Origin of the sequence: Streptomyces sp. NBC_01450 (assembly GCF_036227505.1) — a bacterium.
Lineage (GTDB): Bacteria > Actinomycetota > Actinomycetes > Streptomycetales > Streptomycetaceae > Streptomyces.
In genome coordinates this window covers 7708352-7730987 of the sequence record NZ_CP109480.1, presented here as the reverse complement: position 1 = coordinate 7730987, position 22636 = coordinate 7708352, and the positions used below count along the sequence as shown (strand labels likewise).

Below are 22636 nucleotides of genomic sequence, written 5' to 3'. Positions count from 1 at the left end.
CGCGGTTCACGCAGGCAGGGCGGCCGCGAGCAGTTCCACGAAGCCGATGTCCTCGTTCGCCACACCGAACACCTCGGCGCGCTGGAGGGTCCGCTCGGCCCAGGCGCGGTGCGGCTTCACTTCGTTCATTTTGTTCGTGTACGCCGACCGAAGCACACCCCCGCCGCCCCGCTCGGGCCTGAGGATGTCCTGGGCGTCGCTGTACTCCTCGTGGCTGACCACGGACAGCGCGTGCACCGCCGGGACGTGCGAGGGGTGGATGCAGGTCTTGCCGAGCAGACCGTTGGCCCGGTCGAGGGCGATCTCGCGCAGCAGCCCGTCCAGGTCGTGCTCGATCAGCGCCTGACGCAGCTCCTCGACCTCACCCTCCTGGAAGGGGCTGCGGCGCAGCTGCGGCTTGAACATGCGCTCCTGGACCCGGAAGTACTCCCACACGGGCCCGGTCACCGTGAACCCGGTGCCGTCCGAGCGCCCCAGCATGTTCACCACGTCCGCGATCACGGAGGCGACGATCTGGACGTCGTACGCGGTCATGTCGGGCGCCCTGCGCAGCCCGTACGCCGAGCAGAAGTCGGTGACGCCCAGGCGCAGCGCGAGGACGCGGTCGCGGTACTTGTCGACGACCCGGGAGATGCCCTCCAGGGTCTCCCGGCGGCTCTCCAGGTACAGCAGCCCGGGCGACTCCAGGACCGGCATCGCGAACAGCCGCCGGCCGCTCGCGGACTCGGCCGCGGTGAGCGCCTCCAGGAACGGAACGCCCCGCTCCTCGGTGAACTTCGGCAGGACGAATCCGGACAGCAGCCGTACGGACGCGCCGAGCCGCTGGACGAGGTCCGGGATCTGCGCGGGCTCGCGGACCCGTACGAACAGCAGCGGGAGCAGCCCGTCGCTCTCCGGCCGTCCGGCGAGGTCGGCGAACTGCCGGACCAGGTTCTCCTCGGCACCCACGACCTCGGCGTCGTCGATCGAGTCCTCCAGGCACAGCACCATGGAGACCACGCCGCGCCCGGCCTGCTTGATGACGTCGTCGGCGAGGTGGGGTCTGGTCGCGGGGCTGTACAGGGTGGCGCCGAGGGCCGCCGCGAGCACGCGGGCGGGCGAGTCGGCGGTGAAGACGCACGGCTCCCGATGGAAGAGACGCTGCCGCTCTTCAGGGGCGATGTGCCCGAAATGACGCATGAAACTCCCCCGTGGCGGCTAGATGGACCTATGTGAGGTGGCCGGTAATAGTACGTACAAATCCATGTCAGTCGTTCCCACCAGGCGTGAAGTTCAGGTAACTCGGCCGTGTCGGTTGCCTGCACATCCCGACCGGCAATCCTTACCCCCGCGTTGTCGTGACCAGGACCGAGAGGGCAGGATGACCGCATGACGCACGCGATGCTGAAGGGGTCGAACGTCCCGCTGGACGCCACAGCGGTACGCGCCGTGCTGCGCTGGACGCCCGGACAGGGTGTCCCCGATGTCGATGTCTCGGCGCTTCTCCTCGGTCCCGACGGTCGTGTGCGATCCGACGAGGACTTCGTCTTCTACAACCAGCCACGCCATCCTTCCGGCAAGGTGTGGCGCCTCGGCAAGAAACGTGTCGCCGAGGGCCTCACCGACACCATCCAGACGGATCTGGCGGGTGTCGAGTCCGGCGTAGGACAGATTCTGCTGGTCGCATCGGCGGACGGCGTCACCTTCGACCAGGTGAGCGCCCTACGCATCCTGCTGTACGACGCGTCCGGCACGACCAGCGCGACCGGCTCGGACGGCGAGCCGCTGGCCCACTTCGACATCAAGCCGGAGACCGGTACGGAGACGGCGCTGATCTGCGGCGAACTGTACCGGCGCGGTCAGGGCTGGAAGTTCCGCGCACTCGGCGAGGGCTACCCGAACGGTCTGGAGGGGCTCGCCTCCGACTTCGGGATCACGGTGGACGAGTCGGATCCCGAGGCCGCCGCACCCGTACCCGACGCGACCGCCTGGGCGGACCCCGCGGGCTCCCCGGAGACCTCGGTGCCACTTCCGCCCGAGCAGGCCCCTCCGGTGCCCCAGCAGCCCGCCTACGGCTATCCGGGGCCCGCGCAGACGGCTCCCGTCCAGCCCGCGTACGGCTATCCCCAGCCGACCAGCCAGCCCGCCTACGGCTACCCGCAGCCCCAGACGGCCCCGGCCGTCCAGCCGGCCTACGGATTCCCCCAGGCGGTCGGCTCCCTGCCCGACCCGGATTTCAGGCTGCCGCCGCAAGGGCCACAGTTCATCGGACGCTAGGGCGTGACAGGCGACGTCAACGGTCCGCCTTGGACTTGTACCCGCGCCCCCACTGCAGCCCCCACCCGTACAACCGGTCCAGCTCCGCCTGGAACCCGTACACGAACTTCACCTCACGCCGCACGGTGATCTCGCCCTTGTTGTTCTCGATCATCACCACCGCGCAGGAGCGGGCCTGCGGATGCCGCTCATCGAGGCCGATCTCGATCCGGGGCCCGTTGCTCGGGTAGAGCGTGATGATGGCGTGCGTGCGGTCGAAAGCGGGCGTCTGGTCGTAGATGTAGACGAAGACCAGGAGCCGTTTGATGTCGTCGCGGTGGTCGAGGTTGACGTAGGCCGTCTCCCCGGACGCCGAGCCGAACCGGTCGTCACCGCTGAGCTTCACGTACGGCGGGTCGTTGATGTCGCCGAGGAAGTTGCCCAGCGGCTGCACCACGCCCTTGGAGCCGTCCGTGAGCTCGTACATGACGCCCAGGTCGAGGTCGACGTTCACCATGCTCTGGGTGTGCGCCTGGACCACGTCCGGCTTGAAGGTCTTGAAGGGGTGCCGCAACAGGCTGCCGCCCTGCTGGCCGCCGCCGATGTCCGACGTACGCATGCGCCAGGACAGGTTGATGCGCAGGTTGCCGGTGGCCGCGCCCTGTCTGGTGAGCGAGACCGTGTGGTTCCGCTTGGTCAGTTCTATGGAGTTGGTGGCGGCACTGCCGGAGTCGAAGTCCGTCGAACGTCCGCGCCACAGGTCGTCCCAGAAGCCCATCGCCTTGTCCCGCCCCCTGTTGTCCGGATGTGCGGCGGGGCGGCCACGAGGACTCGTCCTCGACGGCCGCCCCGCTCAGAGCGTTCCTCAACCGGAGGGGTGCCAACCCCCGTGCACCGAGGGTGCGCCGCCTCTCCCCGGTCCGGAGGGCGTCTCACACCCCGGACGAGATCTCAGTCTTCTCGTCCGAGGCCGTCGCTTTTCCCTCGGCCTCCGCGAGCGCCTTGTTACGGCGCACCGAGGACCAGAAGGACCAGGCGATCAGGATGACACCGACGAGACCGGTGATGACCTCGTGGATCTGGTACTGGATGGTGACCAGGAGGATCACGGCGAGGGCGCCGATCGCGTAGTGCGCGCCGTGCTCCAGGTAGACGTAGTCGTCGAGGGTGCCCTGGCGGACCAGGTAGACCGTGAGCGAGCGGACGTACATGGCGCCGATGCCGAGGCCGAGCGCCATCAGCACGATGTCGTTGGTGATGGCGAAGGCGCCGATGACACCGTCGAAGGAGAAGGACGCGTCCAGGACCTCGAGGTAGAGGAACATGAAGAACGCGGCCTGGCCGGCGAGGACGACGGCCGGCTTCTTCTTGCCGGTCCGCGCCGCCTCCTCCTCTTCCTCGTGCTCCCGCTCCTCGTCCTCCTCGAGTTTGTCCTCGAAGTATCCGGAGAGTCCGCCGACGACCATGTACGTGATCAGGCCGGCGATGCCGGAGATCAGCACCGTCTGCGCCTTGTCGATGTGCGCGCCGCCGTGCTGGTGGGCGTGGACCGCGAACGTCATGGAGGAGACCAGCAGCACGACCAGCGCGATGCAGACCGACAGCATGTCGACCTTGCCGAGCTTGGCGAGCGGGCGCTCGATCCAGCGCAGCCACTGGATGTCGCGCTCCTCGAAGATGAAGTCGAGGAAGATCATCAGCAGGAACATGCCACCGAAGGCGGCGATCGCCGGGTGGGCGTCCGTGACCAGCTGCTGGTACTGGTCCTTGTCGGTCAGCGCGAGGTTGACCGCCTCGATCGGGCCCTTCTTGGCCGTGACCGCCACGATCACGACGGGGAAGACCAGGCGCATGCCGAAGACGGCGATCAGCACACCGACCGTGAGGAAGATCTTCTGCCAGAAGGCATTCATCTTCTTCAGGATTCCGGCGTTGACCACCGCGTTGTCGAAGGACAGCGAGATCTCCAGGATGGCCAGGATCGCCACGATGCCAAAGGCGGTCCACCCCCCGTAGATCACCGCTGCGACCAAGCCGAGCGCGGTGACCGCAAACGACCAGCCGAAGGTTTTCAGAAGCACTGGCTACCCAATCATCGTGTGTGTACGGGTCTCCCCCGCGCCGCACTCGGCTTTACCTACTGTTGACCACGAAGTCTAGAGGGCCGCCCCTTCGGCTGACTCGGGCGGGCCCTAAGAGACATTGACTCCGAAGTCGAGCGCGATGCCACGCAGACCGGACGCGTACCCCTGACCGACCGCTCGGAACTTCCACTCCTGGTTGTAGCGGTAGACCTCGCCGAAGATCATCGCCGTCTCCGTCGAGGCGTCCTCGGAGAGGTCGTAGCGGGCGAGCTCCTGGCCGTCGGCCTGGTTGACCACACGGATGAACGCGTTGCTGACCTGGCCGAAGGTCTGGCCACGGTTGTCGGCATCGTGGATGGAGACCGGGAACACGATCTTGTCGACGTTGGCCGGCACCTTGGAGAGGTCGATCAGGATCGACTCGTCGTCGCCCTCGCCCTCACCCGTGAGGTTGTCGCCGGTGTGCTCCACGGAGCCGTCCGGGCTCTTGAGCTGGTTGTAGAAGATGAACCACTCGTCGCCGAGCACCCGGCCGGAATTGCACAGCAGGGCGCTGGCGTCGAGGTCGAAGTCGGCTCCGGTGGTGGAGCGCGCGTCCCAGCCGAGCCCGATCATCACGTGCGTGAGGTTGGGTGCGGCCTTGGAGAGGGAGACATTGCCTCCCTTGGCGAGCGTGACGCCCATGATGCTGGTCCTCCCCGAGGTCAGACTTTCAGTTGTGCCGCGCGGCCAGCGCGCGGTGGTCCAGCGGGTCCGGCGCCGCCCATGAAGGGTGCGGCGCCGGACCTGGAGCCGAAGGCCGTACGGCTCAGACGTTGACGCCGAAGTCCTGCGCGATACCGCGCAGGCCCGAGGCGTAGCCCTGGCCGATGGCGCGGAACTTCCACTCCGGGCCGTTGCGGTACAGCTCTCCGAAGACCATCGCGGTCTCCGTCGAGGCGTCCTCGGAGAGGTCGTAACGCGCGATCTCCGCCTCGCCGGCCTGGTTCACCACGCGGATGAACGCGTTGCGGACCTGGCCGAAGGACTGCTGACGGTTCTCGGCGTCGTAGATGGAAACCGGGAACACGATCTTCTGGACGTCGGCGGGAACGGCGGCGAGGTTGACCTTGATCTGCTCGTCGTCGCCCTCGCCTTCACCGGTGATGTTGTCCCCGGTGTGCTCGACCGAACCGTCCGGGCTCTTCAGATTGTTGAAGAACACGAAGTTCTGGTCGGTGCTCACCTTGCCTTCGGTGTTCGTGAGGATGGCGCTGGCGTCGAGGTCGAAGTCGACGCCGGTGGTCGTTCGGGCGTCCCATCCCAGACCGACGATGACCGCGGTCAGTCCCGGGGCCTCCTTGGTCAGCGATACGTTGCCGCCCTTGCTGAGGCTGACTCCCACGAGTCCTCCCAATGGTGTCCAGGGGCGGGGAGCCCCGTCGTGCGTTGGTATCGGATCAACGTGTCGATCCTAGTGACGGGTTCCCGCACCCTGCAGGCCCTGCGACCGAACAATCACAGGGTGTCGGGCTCACAGAGTGTCGAGCGCCTTCACGTACTCGTTCAGGTCACGCGCGTCCGGCAGACCGTTGACGACGGTCCAGCGGACGACGCCCGCCTTGTCGATGATGAAGGTGCCGCGCACGGCACAACCCTTGCCCTCGTCGAAGACGCCGTACGCGCGTGAAGTGTTGCCATGCGGCCAGAAATCGGAGAGCAGCGGGTATTCCAGGCCCTCCTGCTCGCCGAAGACGCGCAGGGTGTGGATGGAGTCGTTGGAGACGGCCAGCAGCTGGACGTCGTCGTTGACGAACTTCGGCAGTTCGTCGCGCAGGGCGCACAGCTCTCCGGTGCACACGCCGGTGAAGGCGAACGGGTAGAAGAGCAGCACCACGTTCTTCTCACCGCGGAAGTCGGACAGCTTCACGGTGGCGCCGTGGTTGTCCTTGAGCTCGAAGTCCGGTGCCTCGGTGCCGACCTCGATCGCCATAGTCACACGCTTCCCTTCCAAGGGCCTGTTCGGGTGAACCCCACCCTACGCAGCACCCCCCGCCCCACCGGCCACGCCCCGACGCACGCCGCGCGGGATGCCCCGGGGCATGGGGGAGGCCCCCGACGGCGGGACGCCGACAGGGGCCTCTTGGGTGGTTTGGTGCGGCAGACGGAGCGAGAGCTCAGCGCTTCGACTTGGGTGTGGCCAGACGCGTGCCCGACCACTCCTTCCCGACCGAGATGCTCTTCGTCTGGGAGAGGCCGGCAGTCTGGACGGCGTCACTGATGTCGCTGGGCTCGACGTAGCCGTCCCGGCCGGTCTTCGGGGTCAGCAGCCAGATCATGCCGCCGTCCTCAAGGAGACCGATGGCGTCCACCAGAGCGTCCGTAAGGTCGCCGTCCTCGTCGCGGAACCACAGCAACACGACGTCAGCGACGTCGTCGTAGTCCTCATCGACCAGATCCTGGCCGATCAACGATTCGATACCTTCACGGAGCTCGTGGTCGACGTCGTCGTCGAAGCCGATCTCCTGGACCACCTGTCCGGGCTCGAACCCCAGCCTGCCGGCCGGGTTGGTCCGCTCCTCCGCGTGGTCCGCGGTCGCGCTCACGGCTTGCCTCCTGATCATGTTTCGGTAGATGTCTCAGCCACGCGCGTACGCGCAGCATTGGCCGTAGTCCACACGGGCGGGACGGATCGCGCAAGTACCCGGCCGTCGAGACCGCCGAAACGGTGACGATCCCGGCGGTGTCGGCGCAACCTCAGGCGAGGATTCAAGGCCATAAGTGACGCACACCACACACTTCTGCCCCATTTGCGGATTTCGGAACCCTTGGAGCGTACGAGACCCGAACGGCTTTGCGGAACGCGTCACGGAGTGAGCGTATCGTTGCGTTTTGGTCGGGCACGTCCCAACCAACTGCAGGAATGTGTTGGTTACCTCTCGGTAGAGATGACGATTCCGTTCCCGAGGTACACGATGGGCAACGGTGCGGACAGACCGAAAACCCGCCCCGGACAGCCTCCCAGACAACCCCTCGGGCAGCCCTCACACGGCCCTCTGACAGTGAAGGAACAGCGTGGTTTCCGGATCCGATCGCAATCCGATCATCATTGGCGGCCTTCCCAGTCAGGTCCCGGACTTCGACCCCGAAGAGACCCAGGAGTGGCTCGACTCCCTCGACGCCGCCGTCGACGAGCGCGGCCGTGAGCGCGCCCGCTATCTGATGCTGCGGCTGATCGAGAGGGCCCGCGAGAAGCGCGTGGCCGTGCCCGAGATGCGCAGCACGGACTACGTCAACACGATCGCCACCAAGGACGAGCCGTTCTTCCCCGGCAACGAGGAGATCGAGCGCAAGGTCCTCAACGCCACCCGGTGGAACGCCGCCGTGATGGTCTCGCGCGCCCAGCGTCCCGGCATCGGCGTCGGCGGTCACATCGCCACCTTCGCCTCCTCCGCCTCGCTCTACGACGTCGGCTTCAACCACTTCTTCCGTGGCAAGGACGAGGGCGACGGCGGCGACCAGATCTTCTTCCAGGGGCACGCCTCCCCCGGTATCTACGCCCGCGCGTTCCTCCTCGACCGGCTCTCCGAGCAGCAGCTCGACGCGTTCCGGCAGGAGAAGTCGAAGGCTCCGTACGGCCTGTCCTCGTACCCGCACCCGCGGCTGATGCCGGGCTTCTGGGAGTTCCCGACCGTCTCCATGGGCCTCGGCCCGCTCGGCGCGATCTTCCAGGCGCGGATGAACCGCTACATGGAGGCGCGCGGCATCGCGGACACCTCCAAGTCACACGTCTGGGCGTTCCTCGGGGACGGCGAGATGGACGAGCCGGAATCGCTCGGACAGCTGTCCATCGCCGCTCGGGAGGGCCTGGACAACCTGACCTTCGTCGTCAACTGCAACCTCCAGCGCCTCGACGGCCCGGTGCGCGGCAACGGCAAGATCATCCAGGAGCTGGAGTCACAGTTCCGGGGCGCCGGGTGGAACGTCATCAAGCTGGTCTGGGACCGCACCTGGGACCCGCTGCTCGCGCAGGACCGCGACGGCGTCCTGGTCAACAAGCTGAACACCACTCCGGACGGTCAGTTCCAGACGTACGCCACCGAGACGGGCGACTACATCCGCCGGCACTTCTTCGGTGACGACCACCGGCTGCGGGCGATGGTCGAGAACATGACCGACGACCAGATCCTGCACCTGGGACGCGGCGGTCACGACCACAAGAAGATCTTCGCGGCGTTCTCGGCGGCCAAGGCGCACAAGGGCCAGCCGACGGTGATCCTGGCGCAGACGGTCAAGGGCTGGACGCTCGGTCCGAACTTCGAGGGCCGCAACGCCACGCACCAGATGAAGAAGCTGACGGTCGCCGACCTCAAGGGCTTCCGGGACCGTCTGCACCTGCCGATCTCCGACAAGGAGCTGGAGTCCGGCGCGCCGCCGTACTACCACCCGGGCCGGAACTCGGAAGAGATCCAGTACATGCACGACCGCCGCAAGGGGCTCGGCGGATACGTCCCCACGCGCGTCGTACGGTCGAAGCCGCTGGCCCTGCCGGACGACAAGGCCTACGCGGGTGTGAAGAAGGGCTCCGGCCAGCAGTCGATCGCCACGACCATGGCGTTCGTGCGACTGCTGAAGGACCTCATGCGGGACAAGGAGATCGGCAGGCGGTTCGTGCTGATCGCGCCCGACGAGTACCGCACCTTCGGCATGGACTCGTTCTTCCCGAGCGCGAAGATCTACAACCCGCTCGGCCAGCAGTACGAGTCCGTGGACCGCGATCTGCTCCTGGCCTACAAGGAGTCGCCGACCGGCCAGATGCTGCACGACGGTATCTCCGAGGCGGGCTGCACGGCCTCGCTGATCGCCGCGGGTTCGGCGTACGCCACGCACGGCGAGCCGCTGATCCCGGTCTACGTCTTCTACTCGATGTTCGGTTTCCAGCGCACCGGCGACCAGTTCTGGCAGATGGCCGACCAGTTGGCGCGCGGTTTCGTACTGGGCGCGACCGCCGGTCGTACGACTCTGACCGGTGAGGGTCTTCAGCACGCGGACGGCCACTCGCAGCTGCTCGCCTCGACCAACCCGGGCTGTGTCGCGTACGACCCGGCGTTCGGGTTCGAGATCGCGCACATCGTCAAGGACGGTCTGCGCCGGATGTACGGCTCGTCCGACGAACACCCGCACGGCGAGGACGTCTTCTACTACCTCACCGTCTACAACGAGCCGATCCAGCACCCGGCCGAGCCCGCGAACGTCGACGTGGACGGCATCCTCAAGGGCATCTACCGCTACTCGGAGGGGACTTCGGGTTCCGTCCCGGCGCAGATCCTGGCCTCCGGTGTCGCCGTGCCGTGGGCGGTCGAGGCGCAGCGGATCCTCGCCGAGGAGTGGAACGTGCGCGCCGACATCTGGTCGGCGACCTCCTGGAACGAGCTGCGGCGCGAGGCCGTCGACGTGGAGCGGCACAATCTGCTGCACCCCGAGGAGGAGCAGCGCGTCCCCTATGTGACGCAGAAGCTGAGCAGCGCCGAGGGTCCGTTCGTGGCCGTCTCCGACTGGATGCGATCGGTTCCGGACCAGATCTCGCGGTGGGTGCCGGGCACGTACCAGTCGCTGGGCGCGGACGGCTTCGGCTTCGCGGACACGCGCGGCGCGGCCCGGCGCTTCTTCCACATCGACGCGCAGTCGATCGTGGTCGCGGTGCTGACCGAGCTGGCCCGCGAGGGCAAGGTCGACCGTTCGGTGCTGAAGCAGGCGATCGACCGCTATCAGCTGCTCGACGTGGCGTCGGCCGACCCGGGCGCCGCGGGCGGCGACGCGTAGGCGCTCCGCGCGAGCGCCGGTGGGCGCGCGGGGAGCCGGTCGCCCGGTTTCCCGCGCCCCTTACGGGGTGCTGTGTGCACCTACGATGCGGACATGAACGAGCAATCGGTGCAGGTCCGTTGGGAGCGGCGCACGCAGCGGCCCCTGTTGGGACTCGCGGTGGCCTTCGCCATCGCCTATGCCGTGCCGATCGTGGACAGCGACGCGAGCCGTGGCCTGACGGGCGTGTGCACGGCCGTGGAGTGGACGGTGTGGGGCGCGTTCGCCGCCGACTATCTCGTGCGCCTCATACTCGTGCGGGACCGCAAGGACTTCGTCCGTACGCACTGGATGGACCTGTGCGCGGTGATCCTGCCGATCCTCCAGCCACTGCGGCTGCTGCGGCTCGTCGCGACGCTCACGCTGGTCGGGCGGCGGGCTCGGATGGACCAGCAGATCCGGCTGACGACCTACGTCGGGGGCGCGGTCGTCGGGCTGCTGATGTTCGGCTCGCTCGCGGTGCTGTCGGTGGAGCGGGAGTCGCCGAACGGGAACATCAAGACGCTGGGTGACGCCGTGTGGTGGTCGTTCACGACGATGACGACGGTGGGGTACGGCGATCACGCGCCGACCACCGGTCTCGGGCGCATGATCGCGGTCGGGTTGATGCTCTCCGGGATCGCGCTGCTCGGTGTCGTGACCGCGAACATCGCCGCGTGGTTCATCTCACGGTTCGAGAAGGACGACGTGGAGGAACGGCGGCAGACGGCGGCGATCGAGTCGCTCACGGAGGAGGTGCGGGCGCTCCGGGCGGAGGTGGCTGCGCTGGCTGGTGGGGTTCGGCACCCGGTGCCAGGGGGTGCGGAAGAGCATTCGCGCTAGCGCGCGGGGGGTTCGTTGTCGGGTGCGGGTCCGATGTGGCTGGGCGCGCAGTTCCCCGCGCCCCTTCAGGGGCGCCCCATGAAGGGGCGCTCCCGCCCCCTTCGGACTGCGGGCGCGCCGCCCCCCTCCGGCAGCGCGCCGCAGTTCCGGTGGTCCTCCCATGTCGTGCGGAGGACTTGACCCACTGTGACGTGCGACGGCTGCCGGGCGGGAGGGATCTTCGGCGGCGTCACCCAGATAGGTGAAACCCGCACGAAAAGGTGCTGGTCATACGGATCGGCTCAGATATGGCCGGCGCCCGCACCCGCCGCGTCCGCGTTCTCGCCCCGCTTGGTGAGGAGCGCGACGAAGACCGCCACGACGGCGACCACGGCGGCGACCAGACAGGCCAGGCTCATGCCGGAGATGAAGGTGTCGTGGGCGACGGTCGTGATCTTCTCGGCGAGTGCGGCCGGGGTGCCCGGGGCGACCGGCGCGGCGCCGACCTGGACGGCTTCCGAGGCCTGATCGAGCTGGGCCGGGGTGAGCGGCGGCAGCTTGGCGTCGGCCCAGTTGCCGGCGAGGTCGCCGTCGACCTTGGAGGCCATCACCGCGCCCAGCACGGCCGTACCGAGGCTGCCACCGATCTGCATCGCGGCCTGCTGGAGACCGCCGGCCACGCCGGAGAGCTCCATCGGCGCGTTGCCCACGATGACCTCGGTGGCGCCGACCATGACCGGCGCGAGGCCGAGGCCGAGACCGGCGAACCAGAGCGACATGACGGCGCCGCTGGTGCCCGTGTCCAGCGTGGACATGCCGTACATGGAGATCGCGGTGAGGGCCATGCCGCCCGCCAGCGGGATGCGCGGGCCCGTCTTGGTGATGAGGGCGCCGGCGAGCGGTGAGCCCACGATCATCATTCCGGTGAGCGGGAGCAGGTGCAGACCGGCGTCGACCGGGCTCATACCGTGCACGTTCTGCAAGTAGAACGTGACGAAGAAGAGGCCGCCCAGGAAGGCGATGGCCATCAGCACCATGAGGACCACACCGGCCGACAGCGGTACGGAGCGGAACAGCGCCAGCGGGATCAGCGGCTCCTTGACACGCTTCTCCCAGAGGGCGAAGAGCACGAAGCCGAGCACCGAGGCGGCCAGGAACGTCCAGGTCAGGCCGTCACCCCAGCCCCAGGCCGGGGCCTTGATGAGCGCCCAGACCAGGCAGAACATGGCGCCGGAGAGCAGCGCGATGCCCAGGACGTCGAAGGAGCGGGGGGCGTTCTCGGCGCGGTGGTCGAGGAGGATCATCAGGCCGAGGACCAGCGCGATGACGCCCACCGGCACGTTGATGAAGAACACCGACTGCCAGCTGACGTGCTGGACCAGCAGACCGCCGAGGATCGGGCCGCCCGCGGTGGAGGCGCCGATGACCATGCCCCAGATGCCGATCGCCATGTTCAGCTTCTCGGCCGGGAAGGTGGCCCGCAGCAGGCCGAGGGCGGCCGGCATCAGCAGCGCGCCGAACAGGCCCTGGAAGACACGGAAGGTGACGACCAGGGCGATGCTGCTGGAGAAGCCGATCGCGCCGGAGGCCGTGGCGAAGCCGACCACGCCTATGAGGAAGGTCTGGCGGTGGCCGAAGCGGTCACCGAGCTTGCCCGCGGTGATCAGGGTGACCGCGAGTGCGAGGAAGTACCCGTTGGTGATCCACTGGACGTCGGCGAAGCTCGCGCCCAGGTCCTTCTGGATGGCCGGGTTGGCGATGGCCACGATGGTGCCGTCCAGGGCGACCATCATGACGCCGACGGCAACGGTGAACAGGGTGAACCACGGATGGCCGCGCAGCCCGTCGGACGGCGCCTTGTCCGACGGAGTGACCGGAGCCTTGTCCCCCGAACCCGTCGTGTCGATGGTGGTCTGACTAGTCATACCTCGAGGCTAGTGACAGCCACTGACAATTGACAAACCAATTCACAAGTCGGTAACTGTCACGTCACCCACCGGTACGCTGAGCTGGGCTGAAAGGACAGAAGAGGACCTCATGGAGACGACAGCGTCCCAGGCGTCGCCCCGGCCGAGCCTGCGCGAACGCAAGAAGCAGCGCACCCGGGAGGCGCTGCTGCGGGCCGCCCTCGAGCTGTTCACCACCCAGGGGTACGACCGGACGACCGTCGACGAGATCGCGGAGGCGGTCGACGTCTCGCAGCGCACCTTCTTCCGTTACTTCGCGGGCAAGGAGGAGGTCGCCCTGTTCACCCAGGGGGTCGCGGAGGCGCGCTTCCTCGCCGCCGTGCGCGAACGCCCGCCCCAGGAAGCCCCGTTGGAGGCGCTGCGACGCGCCGTCCTGGAGGGCTGGGACACCATCGGCGAGTCGATCGCGTCCGTCGTGCCGCTCGAACTGCACATGCGCGCCTACCGGTTGATCGAGTCGACACCCGCCCTCCTCGCCGCCTATCTGCGCCGCTCCGCGGAACTGGAGGAGGAGATCGCGCGAGTGATCGCCGAGCGCGAGGGACTCGACGTGGACGCGGACCCGAGACCGCGCGTCGCGGTGGCCGTGTTCGGCGGAGTGATGCGCATCACGGGCCGTCTGTGGAGCGAGGGCGCGGATCACAGCGTCCCGGCGATCCGCGAGTTGACCACCCTTTACCTCGACCAGGTGGGCCCGGCGTTGGCGGAGAAGTGGCGCACGGAGTGAGGAACGGAACGATCAACTCCGGGCACACACCGTCACTATTTATCTGAAACTGAACCCGGTTTGCCCCAATTACCCCGTGAGAAACGTGATACCAGTCACTCATGTAACGGGAGGCGCCAACCTTCTCCTAGGGTGTCCTCTCAGTGACTTCCTTCGACACATCCCCCCAACTGAACGTCTGGCGCGCACTGCTCGCGCTGGCCGTGGTGTTCGTGATGCTGGCCACCAGTGGCTGGACCGCACTCCAGGGCCATCGGGGGGCAACCCCTCTCCAGGCGTCCCGCTCCGCGTGGGAGCACGGCAGCGTCGCCGGACAGCGACTGCCCACCCCTGACTCCACGCCGAGCCGCCTCGCCCGCTTCTTCGCGTCCCTCGACGCCCACGAGCGCACCCGTCTCGCCCACCGCTATCCGCTCGCGGTCGGCAACATGAACGGCGCGCCCGTGGCGCTGCGCTACGCGGCCAACCGCGTCGCCATCGACCAGCAGCGCAAGGTCGAGAAGAAGCGCATGCACGACAACCGGCTCTCGTCCCTGGGACAGCAGCAGGCCGGACGCCGCATGCACCGCTACGAGGCGATGCTGCAGAAGGACCGCGACTTCCTCGCCTTCGACCCCATGGGTTCGGGCCGGGTCGCCGAGGTCTTCGGAAATCTCGACCGGGCCGAGCGGGTCTCCATCGTGGTGCCCGGTGTCGACACCGACCTGCTCACGTTCCAGCGCACCAACAAGAAGTACTCGGCGCCGGTCGGCATGGCGCAGGCCCTGTACGGGGCGGAGAAGGCCGCCGCCCCCCTGGCACGTACGGCCGTGATCGCCTGGGCCGACTACACCACACCCAGCGGACTGGGCGTGGACGCGGCCACCGGCAGCCGCGCCGAGGAGGGCGCGGTCCGGCTGAACGCGCTGCTGCGCGCCCTGCCCGGCCGTGCGCCCGTCGCGCTCTACTGCCACAGCTACGGCTCCGTGCTGTGCGGCCTCGCCGCCCGCGACCTGCCCTCCCGGGTCTCCGACATAGCGGTCGCCGGCAGCCCCGGCATGCGGGCCCAGAAGGCGTCCTCGCTGCACACCACCGCCCGGGTCTGGGCGATGCGGGACTCCGGCGACTGGATCCAGGACGTGCCGTACCTCGAATTCGGCGGGATCGGACACGGCGCCGACCCGGTGTCGAAGGCGTTCGGAGCACGAGTGCTGTCCGCTCGGGGCGCGAACGGCCACGGCGGCTATTTCGAGCCGGGCACCGAGAGCCTGCGCAACTTCGCCGAGATCGGCGTTGGCGCGTACGAGGCGGTGCGGTGCGCACACGAGGATGACGCGTGCCGACAGGGTTTGTCCGACGCCCCGGCGGCGGGACGCGCGTAGAGGACGAAAAACTGCGGTCCGCCCGGGGAGGCGACGCAGACGTGCGAGCCGCTTACGATGGCCCGCATGGGTGACGTACTGGCCGGATTTCATGCCGCCTGGGAGTTCGAGTCCGACTCCGTGCTCATCCGCTTCGAACGGGGGATCCGTACGCCGAAGCTGTTCCAGGCGCTCGGCGAACGCCGCATCCCCCTGGAGGCGATAGCGGGGGTCACACTGACGCCGGGCAAGCGCGGCACGGTCGTCCTGCACGCCGTGCCGAGAGCGGGCGCCGATCCGCTGATGGAAGCGGCCGCGGGGCAGCTGAAGGAAGGGGGCGACCCCTATCGGCTGGTGCTGCCCGCCGACCGGGAGACCCTCGCCGAGTACTACGCGGACGAACTTCGCGCCGCGCTCACCGAGGACGCCGAACCGCCCGAGCGCTACCTCGTCGCGCCCCCCGAGGCGCCGCTCCACTTCAAGGCGTACGACGGGAAGGCATCCTTCGACGGCAAGGCCGTGTCCTTCCGCTGGTTCTGGACGGGCGCGTCCTCCACCAAGTGGAAGGCCGGCGACCAGAGCTTCCCGGTCACCGGCCTCAGCGGGGTCGAGTGGCGCTCCCCCGAGGTCTTCGAGGGCCATCTGCGGCTGCTGCGACGCGAGCCCGCCGCCGCACAGCCCGCGCAGGCCGACCAGGACCCGGCGGCGGTCGTCTTCGGCCTCGGTTACGGCCCCGTCCACGAGTCCCTCCCGTTCGCCGCCTCGGTCCTCGCGGCCGTACGGGCCTCGGGCCCGGCCCCGGTGACCGCGGCCGCGGTTCCCCGCCGCGACCCGGCCGACATCGCCGACCGCATCCGCCACCTCGGCGAACTCCACCAGGCGGGCCTGGTCACGGACGAGGAGTTCACGACGAAGAAGGCGGAGCTGCTGGCCGAGCTCTAGGGCGAGAGCCGCTACTCCCGCCCCGCCGACGAGAACGACATGTCCGCGTACCGGTCCCCGGCCACCTTCGAGGCGATCGGCTCCAGCACCCCCAGCTCGTCCTGCGTCAGCACGATCCGCGTGGCCGCGGTGTTCTCCTCGACCCGGCTGCGCCTCTGCGTGCCCGGGATCGAGACCACCGGCAACCCGTGCACCGCCGCCTGCTGCTGCACCCAGGCCAGCGCGATCTGCCCCGGCGACGCCCCGTGCGCCTCGGCGACCGCACGCACCGGCTCCAGCAGCGCGGCGTTGGCGGCCGCGTTGTCGCCGGTGAAGCGCGGCATCGTACGGCGGAAGTCGTCCGAGGTCAGATCCTCGGCGTTGACGAACGAACCGGTGAGGAAACCGCGCCCGAGCGGCGAGTACGGCACCAGAGCGACGCCCAGCTCACGGACCACCGGCACCACGCCCGCCTCGATGTCCCGGCTGAACAGCGACCACTCCGACTGCACCGCCGCGATCGGGTGCACGGCGTGCGCGGCGCGCAGCTCCCCGCCGGTGACCTCGCTCAGCCCGAGGTGCTTGACCTTGCCCTCGCGCACCAGCTCGGCCATCGCGGCGACGGTCTCCTCGATGGGGATGTTCACGTCACGGCGGTGCATGTAGTAGAGGTCGATCACCTCGACGTCCAGCCGCTTCAGGCTCCCCTCGACGGACTGGCGGATGTAGGCGGTGTCGTTGCGGATGGCCCGCTTCGTCGGCTCGGCGGGATCACGGAAGATGCCGAACTTCGTGGCGAGGACGACTTCGTCGCGGTGGGCCTTGACGAAGGGCGAGATGAACTTCTCGTTCTCCCCCAGGCCGTACACGTCGGCCGTGTCGAAGAGCGTGACGCCGAGTTCCAGCGCCCGTTCCAGGGTGGCCCGGGCCTCGTCGGCGTCCGTGGGCCCGTACGCGGCGCTCATGCCCATGCAGCCGAGGCCCTGCACACCGACCTCGGGGCCGGCCGTGCCCAGTTCCACCTTCGCGATCCTGCTGTCCGTCATCGGGACCTCTCCGACGCCAGGGCACGCCCTGCGTCCGCGTAGAAGCTGATCTTGTGGTCGAGAACCGCCAGGGTGTCCTGGAGCTCGGCGATCCGCGCCTTCACGTCCCGGCGGGTCGCCTCCAGGAGCTCGAAGCGCTCGATGTAGGTGTCGTCCCCCTCGCGCACCAGCTCCGCGTACCTGACCATGTCGGCGACCGGCATACCGGTGAGCCGGAGCTTGCCGACCAGGTCGAGCCAGTTCAGGTCGCGGTTGCTGTAGCGGCGCTGGCCGGTGTGCGAGCGGTCGATGTGCGGCATCAGCCCGATCCGCTCGTACCAGCGCAGGGTGTGCGCGGTGAGGCCGGTGAAGGCGACGACCTCGCTGATCGTGTAGCTGTCCTCGCCGTCCGGACGCCGGCGCCGCTGGGGCGGGGCGGCGCAGTCCCGGGTACGCGTACTGGTGCCGGTCTCGGCGGCCTCGGCCGTGGTCTCCATCACCGTCATGACCTCCACGCTAAAACCCTGGAGTGCACTCGAAGCAAGCGGATTCGGGTGAGAACCCGTCCGGCGACGTCCGCGAGCCCGACCCGTCGATGCGACGGCGGCCGTGAGCGGCTTAGGCTCATGAGCATGTCTTTGCAGAACAGCCTGGCGTTGATCGAGAACTGGCCCGTTCCCACGGCGGCCGCGGCCGTCGTACGCGCGGACGGGGTGGTACTCGGGACCCACGGGCCGGTCACCCACCGCTTTCCCCTCGCCTCGGTCACCAAGCCGCTGGCAGCGTACGCCGCGCTCGTCGCGTACGAGGAAGGGGCGATCGAGCTCGACGAGCCTGCCGGGCCGCCCGGGTCGACGGTTCGTCATCTCCTCGCGCACACCTCCGGGCTCGCCTTCGACGAGCACCGGGTGACGTCCGTGCCCGGGGAGCGGCGGTTGTACTCCAACGCCGGGTTCGAGGTGCTCGGGGACCATGTCGCCAAGGCGACCGACATTCCCTTCGGGGAGTATCTGCGGCAGGCGGTGCTGGAGCCGCTGGGCATGACGAGGACGTCGCTGGACGGCTCGCCCGCGAAGGACGGGGTGTCGACGGTGGCGGACCTGGTGCGTTTCGTGGCCGAGGTGCAGGCGCCGCGGCTTCTCGACCCTCGTACGGTCGCGGAGGCGATGACCGTGCAGTACCCCGGTACGAAGGGAGTGCTGCCCGGGTTCGGGCACCAGAGCCCCAACGACTGGGGGCTCGGCTTCGAGATCCGCGACTCCAAGTCCCCGCACTGGACGGGGGGTTCCTCCTCGCCCCGGACCTTCGGTCACTTCGGGCAGTCCGGTACGTTCCTGTGGGTCGACCCGGTGGCGGGCGCGGCGTGCGTCGCCCTCGCGGACCGGGCGTTCGGGCCCTGGGCGGTCGAGTCCTGGCCCCCGTTCACGGATGCCGTGCTGACAGCCCTACGAGGCTGATCCCCCGTTTTCCTCGCCCCCGCCGCCCCTACCCGTCCCATCCCCGCTCGGGGGCTCCGCCCCCAAACCCCCGACCGGCCTGAACGGCCGCGTCCTCAAACGCCGGACGGGCTGAAAGATGCGGGGCGAAGCCCCCGCCTCAGGGGTGCGGGGAACTGCGCGACCAGCCCCCACCCACCCGCGGCCGAAGAACTGCCCGCCGGGGTCAGGGTGAGGGGGTCATCTCCCACAGGAGCAGCTCCGCCGGGGCTCCCGCCACCGCCTCCAGGTCCTTGGGCTCGGTGATGCGGGCCGCGTCGCCGGGGCCCAACTCCTCGCCGTCCAGGAGCACTTCGCCCCGTACTACATGGACGTACACGAGCCCGGCATCCGGCACCGCCGTCCGCTCCCCCGCCACCAGCCTCCGCACATGAAGCATCGCGCCGGCCTCGGGGACGGCGTACGGCGTGGAGTCGGCGATGCCGTGGACGACTTCGTAGGACGGTTCGCCGCCGGGTGAGAGCGGGGCCAGCCACATCTGGACGAAGGTGAGGGGGCCCGGGCCGTCGTTGCGTTCCACGTGGCGGACGCCGCCCGCGGAGCTGAGTCGCTGGACGTCTCCGGGGCGGACCACCGACTCGTGGCCCGCCGAATCGCGGTGGGTCAGCTCGCCCTCCACCACCCATGTGACGATCTCGGTGTGGCTGTGCGGGTGCTCGTCGAAGCCGGCGCCGGGCGCGAGCCGCTCCTCGTTGCAGGCGATCACCGCACCGAAGCGAAGGTTGTCGGGGTCGTAGTGCGGTCCGAAGGAGAAGGCGTGGAAGGAGGTGATCCCGGCGTCCGGGTCACCTCCGCGGTAGCGCTCGTCGGCGCGCCGTACGTCCGTCACAACGAACACCGTAGCCCCGCCCCAGGACCTCCCCCCGCCTACTTGTGACCCGCCGCCGCACGCCTCCGTCCTGATAAGGCAGTCTTGTCCCGTGCCCGAACCCGAATCCAGCAACACCGAGCGCCCAGCGCACGACATCCATACACACTCCGCGACCCTGAAGCGGCTGGAGAAGTCCTCCGGCACTCTCGCCGCACAGGCCATCGCGCGGATGGACGAGACGCTGCCGTGGTACCGGGCCATGCCACCGGAGAACCGTTCCTGGATCGGGCTCGTCGCCCAGGCCGGTATCGCGGCCTTCACCGAGTGGTTCCGGCACCCGGACGCCCCGCAGGCCATCTCCACCGATGTGTTCGGGACCGCGCCGCGCGAGCTGACCAGGGCGATCACCCTGCGGCAGACGGTGGAGATGGTGCGCACGACCATCGAGGTCATGGAGAGCGCGATCGACGAGGTCGCCGCCCCGGGCGACGAGTCCGTACTGCGCGAGGCACTGCTCGTGTACGCGCGGGAGATCGCCTTCGCCACCGCGCAGGTGTACGCGCAGGCGGCCGAGGCGCGGGGCGCCTGGGACGCCCGCCTCGAATCGCTCGTCGTGAACGCCGTGCTGTCCGGCGAGGCCGACGAGGGTGCCGTCAGCCGGGCCGCGGCCCTCGGGTGGAACTCGCCCGAACATGTCTGTGTGGTGCTGGGTACGGCGCCCGACGGTGACAGCGAACTGACGGTCGAGGCGATCCGGCGGGCGGCCCGACACGCCAAGCTGCAGGTGCTCACCGGTGTGCTCGGGGACCGGCTCGTGGTCATCGCGGGAGGTAACAACAATCCGCTCGGGGTCGCGAAGTCGTTGATCGGGCCGTACGCCGCCGGGCCCGTCGTCGCGGGGCCGATCGTGTCCGATCTGCTCGCCGCGACCCGCTCCGCGCAGGCCGCCGCCGCCGGGCTGAAGGCGTGTTTCGCCTGGCAGGACGCCCCGCGCCCGGTTCTGGCGGACGATCTGCTGCCGGAGCGCGCTATCGCAGGAGACCCCTCGGCCCGCGAGCAACTGGTGGAGGAGATCTACAGACCGCTCGAGGAGGCCGGCTCCGCGCTGCTGGAAACGCTCAGTGTCTATCTGGAACAGGCGAGCAGTCTCGAAGGCGCGGCCCGGATGCTCTTCGTTCACCCCAACACCGTTCGCTACCGGCTACGACGTGTGACTGACGTCACCGGTTGGTCGCCTTCGGATGTACGATCCGCGTTCACACTGCGGATCGCGCTGATCCTGGGGCGTCTGGCTGATGGGGATCCTCAAGCCTAGCCTTTTGTCGGGGCCCTACAATTCCCCTTCGTGTTCTTCGTCCCTGTCCCCACGGGCGGCCGTGGCCGTCCACAAGAGAGAGTGTGAGAGTGCTCGTACTCGTCGCTCCCGGCCAGGGCGCTCAGACGCCTGGCTTCCTGACCCCTTGGCTCGATCTCCCCGGTGCCGCCGACCGCCTCGCCGCGTGGTCGGACGCCATCGAGCTCGACCTTGCCCGCTACGGCACCCAGGCAGACGCGGACGAGATCCGGGACACGGCTGTCGCGCAGCCGCTCCTGGTCGCCGCCGGTCTCCTGTCCGCCGCCGCGCTCGGTGATGTCTCCGAGCTCGGCCCCGGCGCCGTCGCCGGTCACAGCGTCGGTGAGATCACCGCCGCCGCGTTCGCGGGCGTGCTCGACGCCACGGCCGCGCTGAAGCTCGTGCGCACCCGGGGCCTGGCGATGGCCGAGGCCGCCGCGATCACGAAGACCGGCATGTCGGCGCTGCTCGGCGGGGACCCCGAGATCACGGTCCCGCACCTGGAGAAGCTCGGTCTGACCCCGGCGAACGTGAACGGCGCGGGCCAGGTCGTGGCCGCCGGCACGCTGGAGCAGCTGGCCGCCCTGGAGGCGGACAAGCCCGAGGGCGTCCGCCGGGTGGTGGCCCTGAAGGTCGCCGGCGCGTTCCACACGCACCACATGGCGCCCGCGGTCGCGACGTTGGCGCAGGCCGCCGAGGCCCTGAACCCCGCGGACCCGAAGGTCGCGTACGTCTCGAACAAGGACGGCAAGACCGTCACGACCGGTGCCGAGGTCGTACAGCGACTGGTCGGCCAGGTCGCGAACCCGGTCCGCTGGGACCTGTGCATGGAGACCTTCCAGGAGCTCGGCGCGACCGCCCTGATCGAGGTCTGCCCGGGCGGCACCCTCACCGGGCTCGCCAAGCGTGCGCTGCCGGGTGTGAAGACCCTGGCGCTGAAGACCCCCGACGACCTCGACGCGGCTCGCGAGCTCATCGCAGAGCACGCCTCCGCATAAGGAGCCGACAGAGCATGTCGAAGATCAGGCCCAGCAAGGGCGCCCCGTACGCGCGGATTCTGGGCGTGGGCGGCTACCGTCCCGTCCGGGTCGTGCCGAACGAGGTGATCCTCGAGACGATCGACTCCTCGGACGAGTGGATCCGCTCGCGCTCCGGCATCGAGACCCGGCACTGGGCCTCCGACGAGGAGACCGTCGCCGCGATGTCGATCGAGGCGTCCGGCAAGGCCATCGCCGACGCCGGGATCAACGCCGAGCAGATCGGCGCCGTGGTCGTCTCGACCGTCTCGCACTTCAGCCAGACCCCGGCCGTCGCGACGGAGATCGCCGACAAGCTGGGCACGCAGAAGGCCGCCGCCTTCGACATCTCGGCCGGCTGCGCGGGCTTCGGCTACGGCCTCACGCTCGCCAAGGGCATGATCGTCGAGGGTTCGGCGGAGTACGTCCTCGTCATCGGCGTGGAGCGGCTGTCCGACCTGACCGACCTGGAGGACCGTGCGACGGCCTTCCTGTTCGGTGACGGCGCGGGCGCGGTCGTCGTGGGCCCCTCCCAGGAGCCGCACATCGGCCCGACCGTGTGGGGCAGCGAGGGCGACAAGTCCGGCACGATCAAGCAGACCGTGCCGTGGGACGAGTTCCGCGCCTCGGACCTGTCCCAGCTGCCGCGCGACTCCAAGGGCGAGATCAAGTTCCCTGCGATCACGCAGGAGGGCCAGGCGGTGTTCCGCTGGGCCGTGTTCGAGATGGCGAAGGTCGCCCAGCAAGCGCTGGACGCGGCCGGAATCACCGCGGACGACCTGGACGTCTTCATTCCCCACCAGGCCAACGAGCGGATCATCGACTCGATGGTGAAGACGTTGAAACTGCCGGAGCACGTCACGGTCGCGCGTGACGTACGCACCACCGGCAACACCTCGGCCGCCTCGATCCCGCTCGCGATGGAGCGGCTTCTGGCGACCGGCGAGGCGAAGAGCGGCGACACCGCGCTCGTCATCGGCTTCGGGGCGGGTCTCGTGTACGCCGCGACGGTCGTTACTCTCCCCTAGGCACTCCGTGC

Annotated in this window: 21 protein-coding genes; 10 read left to right on the top strand and 11 right to left on the bottom strand. The window is 69.0% G+C overall.

Annotated features, from left to right (window positions below; genetic code table 11):
• Nucleotides 1–6: 6 nt before the first annotated feature.
• A complete protein-coding gene (locus OG568_RS34330) occupies nucleotides 7–1179 on the bottom strand; it encodes an HpcH/HpaI aldolase/citrate lyase family protein (protein WP_329534360.1) in 1173 nt (390 codons plus the stop codon).
• Between the two features lie 189 nt (nucleotides 1180–1368).
• Between OG568_RS34330 and OG568_RS34325 the strand changes: the two genes are divergently transcribed.
• Complete coding sequence (locus tag OG568_RS34325; protein WP_329534359.1) at nucleotides 1369–2256, top strand: TerD family protein; 888 nt, start codon at nucleotides 1369–1371, stop codon at nucleotides 2254–2256.
• A 16-nt stretch (nucleotides 2257–2272) separates the two neighbouring features.
• Here OG568_RS34325 and OG568_RS34320 read toward each other — a convergent pair whose 3' ends face one another.
• The 6 genes from OG568_RS34320 to OG568_RS34295 all read right to left on the bottom strand — a co-directional run bounded on the left by OG568_RS34320 (nucleotide 2273) and on the right by OG568_RS34295 (nucleotide 6904).
• Nucleotides 2273–3013: a TerD family protein gene (locus OG568_RS34320; RefSeq protein ID WP_329534358.1), complete on the bottom strand. Its 741-nt coding sequence runs from the start codon at nucleotides 3011–3013 to the stop codon at nucleotides 2273–2275.
• A gap of 154 nt (nucleotides 3014–3167) precedes the next feature.
• The gene (locus OG568_RS34315; protein ID WP_329534357.1) at nucleotides 3168–4316 is read right to left on the bottom strand and encodes a DUF475 domain-containing protein; all 1149 of its coding nucleotides are present in this window, start codon (nucleotides 4314–4316) and stop codon (nucleotides 3168–3170) included.
• 111 nt (nucleotides 4317–4427) lie between these two features.
• Nucleotides 4428–5003: a TerD family protein gene (locus tag OG568_RS34310; RefSeq protein ID WP_054230997.1), complete on the bottom strand. Its 576-nt coding sequence runs from the start codon at nucleotides 5001–5003 to the stop codon at nucleotides 4428–4430.
• A 124-nt stretch (nucleotides 5004–5127) separates the two neighbouring features.
• A complete protein-coding gene (locus tag OG568_RS34305; RefSeq protein WP_329534356.1) occupies nucleotides 5128–5703 on the bottom strand; it encodes a TerD family protein in 576 nt (191 codons plus the stop codon).
• A 129-nt stretch (nucleotides 5704–5832) separates the two neighbouring features.
• Nucleotides 5833–6291 carry a peroxiredoxin gene (locus tag OG568_RS34300; protein WP_266421819.1) on the bottom strand — a complete coding sequence of 153 codons (459 nt, stop codon included), beginning with the start codon at nucleotides 6289–6291 and terminating at the stop codon, nucleotides 5833–5835.
• A gap of 184 nt (nucleotides 6292–6475) precedes the next feature.
• Nucleotides 6476–6904 carry a DUF3052 domain-containing protein gene (locus tag OG568_RS34295; RefSeq protein ID WP_329534355.1) on the bottom strand — a complete coding sequence of 143 codons (429 nt, stop codon included), beginning with the start codon at nucleotides 6902–6904 and terminating at the stop codon, nucleotides 6476–6478.
• A 469-nt stretch (nucleotides 6905–7373) separates the two neighbouring features.
• Here OG568_RS34295 and aceE point away from each other — a divergent pair, with 469 nt between their 5' ends.
• Both aceE and OG568_RS34285 read left to right on the top strand, forming a co-directional pair.
• Nucleotides 7374–10121, top strand: a complete 2748-nt coding sequence (gene aceE / locus OG568_RS34290) for a pyruvate dehydrogenase (acetyl-transferring), homodimeric type (RefSeq protein ID WP_266414219.1) — start codon at nucleotides 7374–7376, stop codon at nucleotides 10119–10121.
• 93 nt (nucleotides 10122–10214) lie between these two features.
• On the top strand, nucleotides 10215–10982 hold the full coding sequence (locus OG568_RS34285) for a potassium channel family protein (RefSeq protein WP_329534354.1): 768 nt from the start codon (nucleotides 10215–10217) through the stop codon (nucleotides 10980–10982).
• 281 nt (nucleotides 10983–11263) lie between these two features.
• On the opposite strand, the gene OG568_RS34280 is transcribed toward OG568_RS34285, so the two are convergent.
• The gene (locus OG568_RS34280; protein WP_443077902.1) at nucleotides 11264–12754 is read right to left on the bottom strand and encodes an MFS transporter; all 1491 of its coding nucleotides are present in this window, start codon (nucleotides 12752–12754) and stop codon (nucleotides 11264–11266) included.
• A gap of 244 nt (nucleotides 12755–12998) precedes the next feature.
• Between OG568_RS34280 and OG568_RS34275 the strand changes: the two genes are divergently transcribed.
• The 3 genes from OG568_RS34275 (at nucleotide 12999) to OG568_RS34265 (ending at nucleotide 15937) form a co-directional block, all read left to right on the top strand.
• The gene (locus OG568_RS34275) at nucleotides 12999–13655 is read left to right on the top strand and encodes a TetR family transcriptional regulator (RefSeq protein ID WP_329534353.1); all 657 of its coding nucleotides are present in this window, start codon (nucleotides 12999–13001) and stop codon (nucleotides 13653–13655) included.
• A 143-nt stretch (nucleotides 13656–13798) separates the two neighbouring features.
• Nucleotides 13799–15016 carry an alpha/beta hydrolase gene (locus OG568_RS34270; protein ID WP_329534352.1) on the top strand — a complete coding sequence of 406 codons (1218 nt, stop codon included), beginning with the start codon at nucleotides 13799–13801 and terminating at the stop codon, nucleotides 15014–15016.
• A gap of 57 nt (nucleotides 15017–15073) precedes the next feature.
• Nucleotides 15074–15937: a DUF4429 domain-containing protein gene (locus OG568_RS34265; protein WP_329534351.1), complete on the top strand. Its 864-nt coding sequence runs from the start codon at nucleotides 15074–15076 to the stop codon at nucleotides 15935–15937.
• Nucleotides 15938–15948: 11 nt separating this feature from the next.
• Here the strand turns inward: OG568_RS34265 and OG568_RS34260 are convergent, their stop codons facing one another.
• Both OG568_RS34260 and OG568_RS34255 read right to left on the bottom strand, forming a co-directional pair.
• Complete coding sequence (locus OG568_RS34260; RefSeq protein WP_329534350.1) at nucleotides 15949–16962, bottom strand: aldo/keto reductase; 1014 nt, start codon at nucleotides 16960–16962, stop codon at nucleotides 15949–15951.
• Entirely contained in the window at nucleotides 16959–17447 is a 489-nt protein-coding gene (locus tag OG568_RS34255; RefSeq protein WP_329534349.1) for a MerR family transcriptional regulator, read from the bottom strand. Before OG568_RS34255 ends, OG568_RS34260 begins: the two co-directional genes overlap by 4 nt.
• 126 nt (nucleotides 17448–17573) lie before the next feature.
• On the opposite strand from OG568_RS34255, the gene OG568_RS34250 reads away from it, so the two are divergent.
• A complete protein-coding gene (locus OG568_RS34250) occupies nucleotides 17574–18398 on the top strand; it encodes a serine hydrolase domain-containing protein (RefSeq protein WP_329534348.1) in 825 nt (274 codons plus the stop codon).
• Between the two features lie 205 nt (nucleotides 18399–18603).
• Here OG568_RS34250 and OG568_RS34245 read toward each other — a convergent pair whose 3' ends face one another.
• Nucleotides 18604–19266: a pirin family protein gene (locus OG568_RS34245; protein ID WP_329534347.1), complete on the bottom strand. Its 663-nt coding sequence runs from the start codon at nucleotides 19264–19266 to the stop codon at nucleotides 18604–18606.
• 91 nt (nucleotides 19267–19357) lie between these two features.
• Here OG568_RS34245 and fasR point away from each other — a divergent pair, with 91 nt between their 5' ends.
• The 3 genes from fasR to OG568_RS34230 all read left to right on the top strand — a co-directional run bounded on the left by fasR (nucleotide 19358) and on the right by OG568_RS34230 (nucleotide 22625).
• Complete coding sequence (fasR, locus tag OG568_RS34240; protein ID WP_266582311.1) at nucleotides 19358–20563, top strand: fatty acid biosynthesis transcriptional regulator FasR; 1206 nt, start codon at nucleotides 19358–19360, stop codon at nucleotides 20561–20563.
• Nucleotides 20564–20652: 89 nt separating this feature from the next.
• Nucleotides 20653–21579: an ACP S-malonyltransferase gene (locus tag OG568_RS34235; RefSeq protein WP_266634293.1), complete on the top strand. Its 927-nt coding sequence runs from the start codon at nucleotides 20653–20655 to the stop codon at nucleotides 21577–21579.
• A 14-nt stretch (nucleotides 21580–21593) separates the two neighbouring features.
• Nucleotides 21594–22625 (top strand): ketoacyl-ACP synthase III, encoded by a 1032-nt coding sequence (locus OG568_RS34230; protein WP_266414208.1) that lies wholly within the window; start codon nucleotides 21594–21596, stop codon nucleotides 22623–22625.
• Nucleotides 22626–22636: the final 11 nt, after the last annotated feature.

Bases quoted from the DNA above. Each gene is read 5' to 3' on its own strand.
- OG568_RS34330 (WP_329534360.1), bottom strand. From the start codon at position 1,179: ATGCGTCATTTCGGGCACATCGCCCCTGAAGAGCGGCAGCGTCTCTTC.
- OG568_RS34325 (WP_329534359.1), top strand. From the start codon at position 1,369: ATGACGCACGCGATGCTGAAGGGGTCGAACGTCCCGCTGGACGCCACA.
- OG568_RS34320 (WP_329534358.1), bottom strand. From the start codon at position 3,013: ATGGGCTTCTGGGACGACCTGTGGCGCGGACGTTCGACGGACTTCGAC.
- OG568_RS34310 (WP_054230997.1), bottom strand. From the start codon at position 5,003: ATGGGCGTCACGCTCGCCAAGGGAGGCAATGTCTCCCTCTCCAAGGCC.
- OG568_RS34300 (WP_266421819.1), bottom strand. From the start codon at position 6,291: ATGGCGATCGAGGTCGGCACCGAGGCACCGGACTTCGAGCTCAAGGAC.
- OG568_RS34285 (WP_329534354.1), top strand. From the start codon at position 10,215: ATGAACGAGCAATCGGTGCAGGTCCGTTGGGAGCGGCGCACGCAGCGG.
- OG568_RS34280 (WP_443077902.1), bottom strand. From the start codon at position 12,754: ATGATGGTCGCCCTGGACGGCACCATCGTGGCCATCGCCAACCCGGCC.
- OG568_RS34275 (WP_329534353.1), top strand. From the start codon at position 12,999: ATGGAGACGACAGCGTCCCAGGCGTCGCCCCGGCCGAGCCTGCGCGAA.
- OG568_RS34265 (WP_329534351.1), top strand. From the start codon at position 15,074: ATGGCCCGCATGGGTGACGTACTGGCCGGATTTCATGCCGCCTGGGAG.
- OG568_RS34260 (WP_329534350.1), bottom strand. From the start codon at position 16,962: ATGACGGACAGCAGGATCGCGAAGGTGGAACTGGGCACGGCCGGCCCC.
- OG568_RS34255 (WP_329534349.1), bottom strand. From the start codon at position 17,447: ATGACGGTGATGGAGACCACGGCCGAGGCCGCCGAGACCGGCACCAGT.
- OG568_RS34250 (WP_329534348.1), top strand. From the start codon at position 17,574: ATGTCTTTGCAGAACAGCCTGGCGTTGATCGAGAACTGGCCCGTTCCC.
- OG568_RS34230 (WP_266414208.1), top strand. From the start codon at position 21,594: ATGTCGAAGATCAGGCCCAGCAAGGGCGCCCCGTACGCGCGGATTCTG.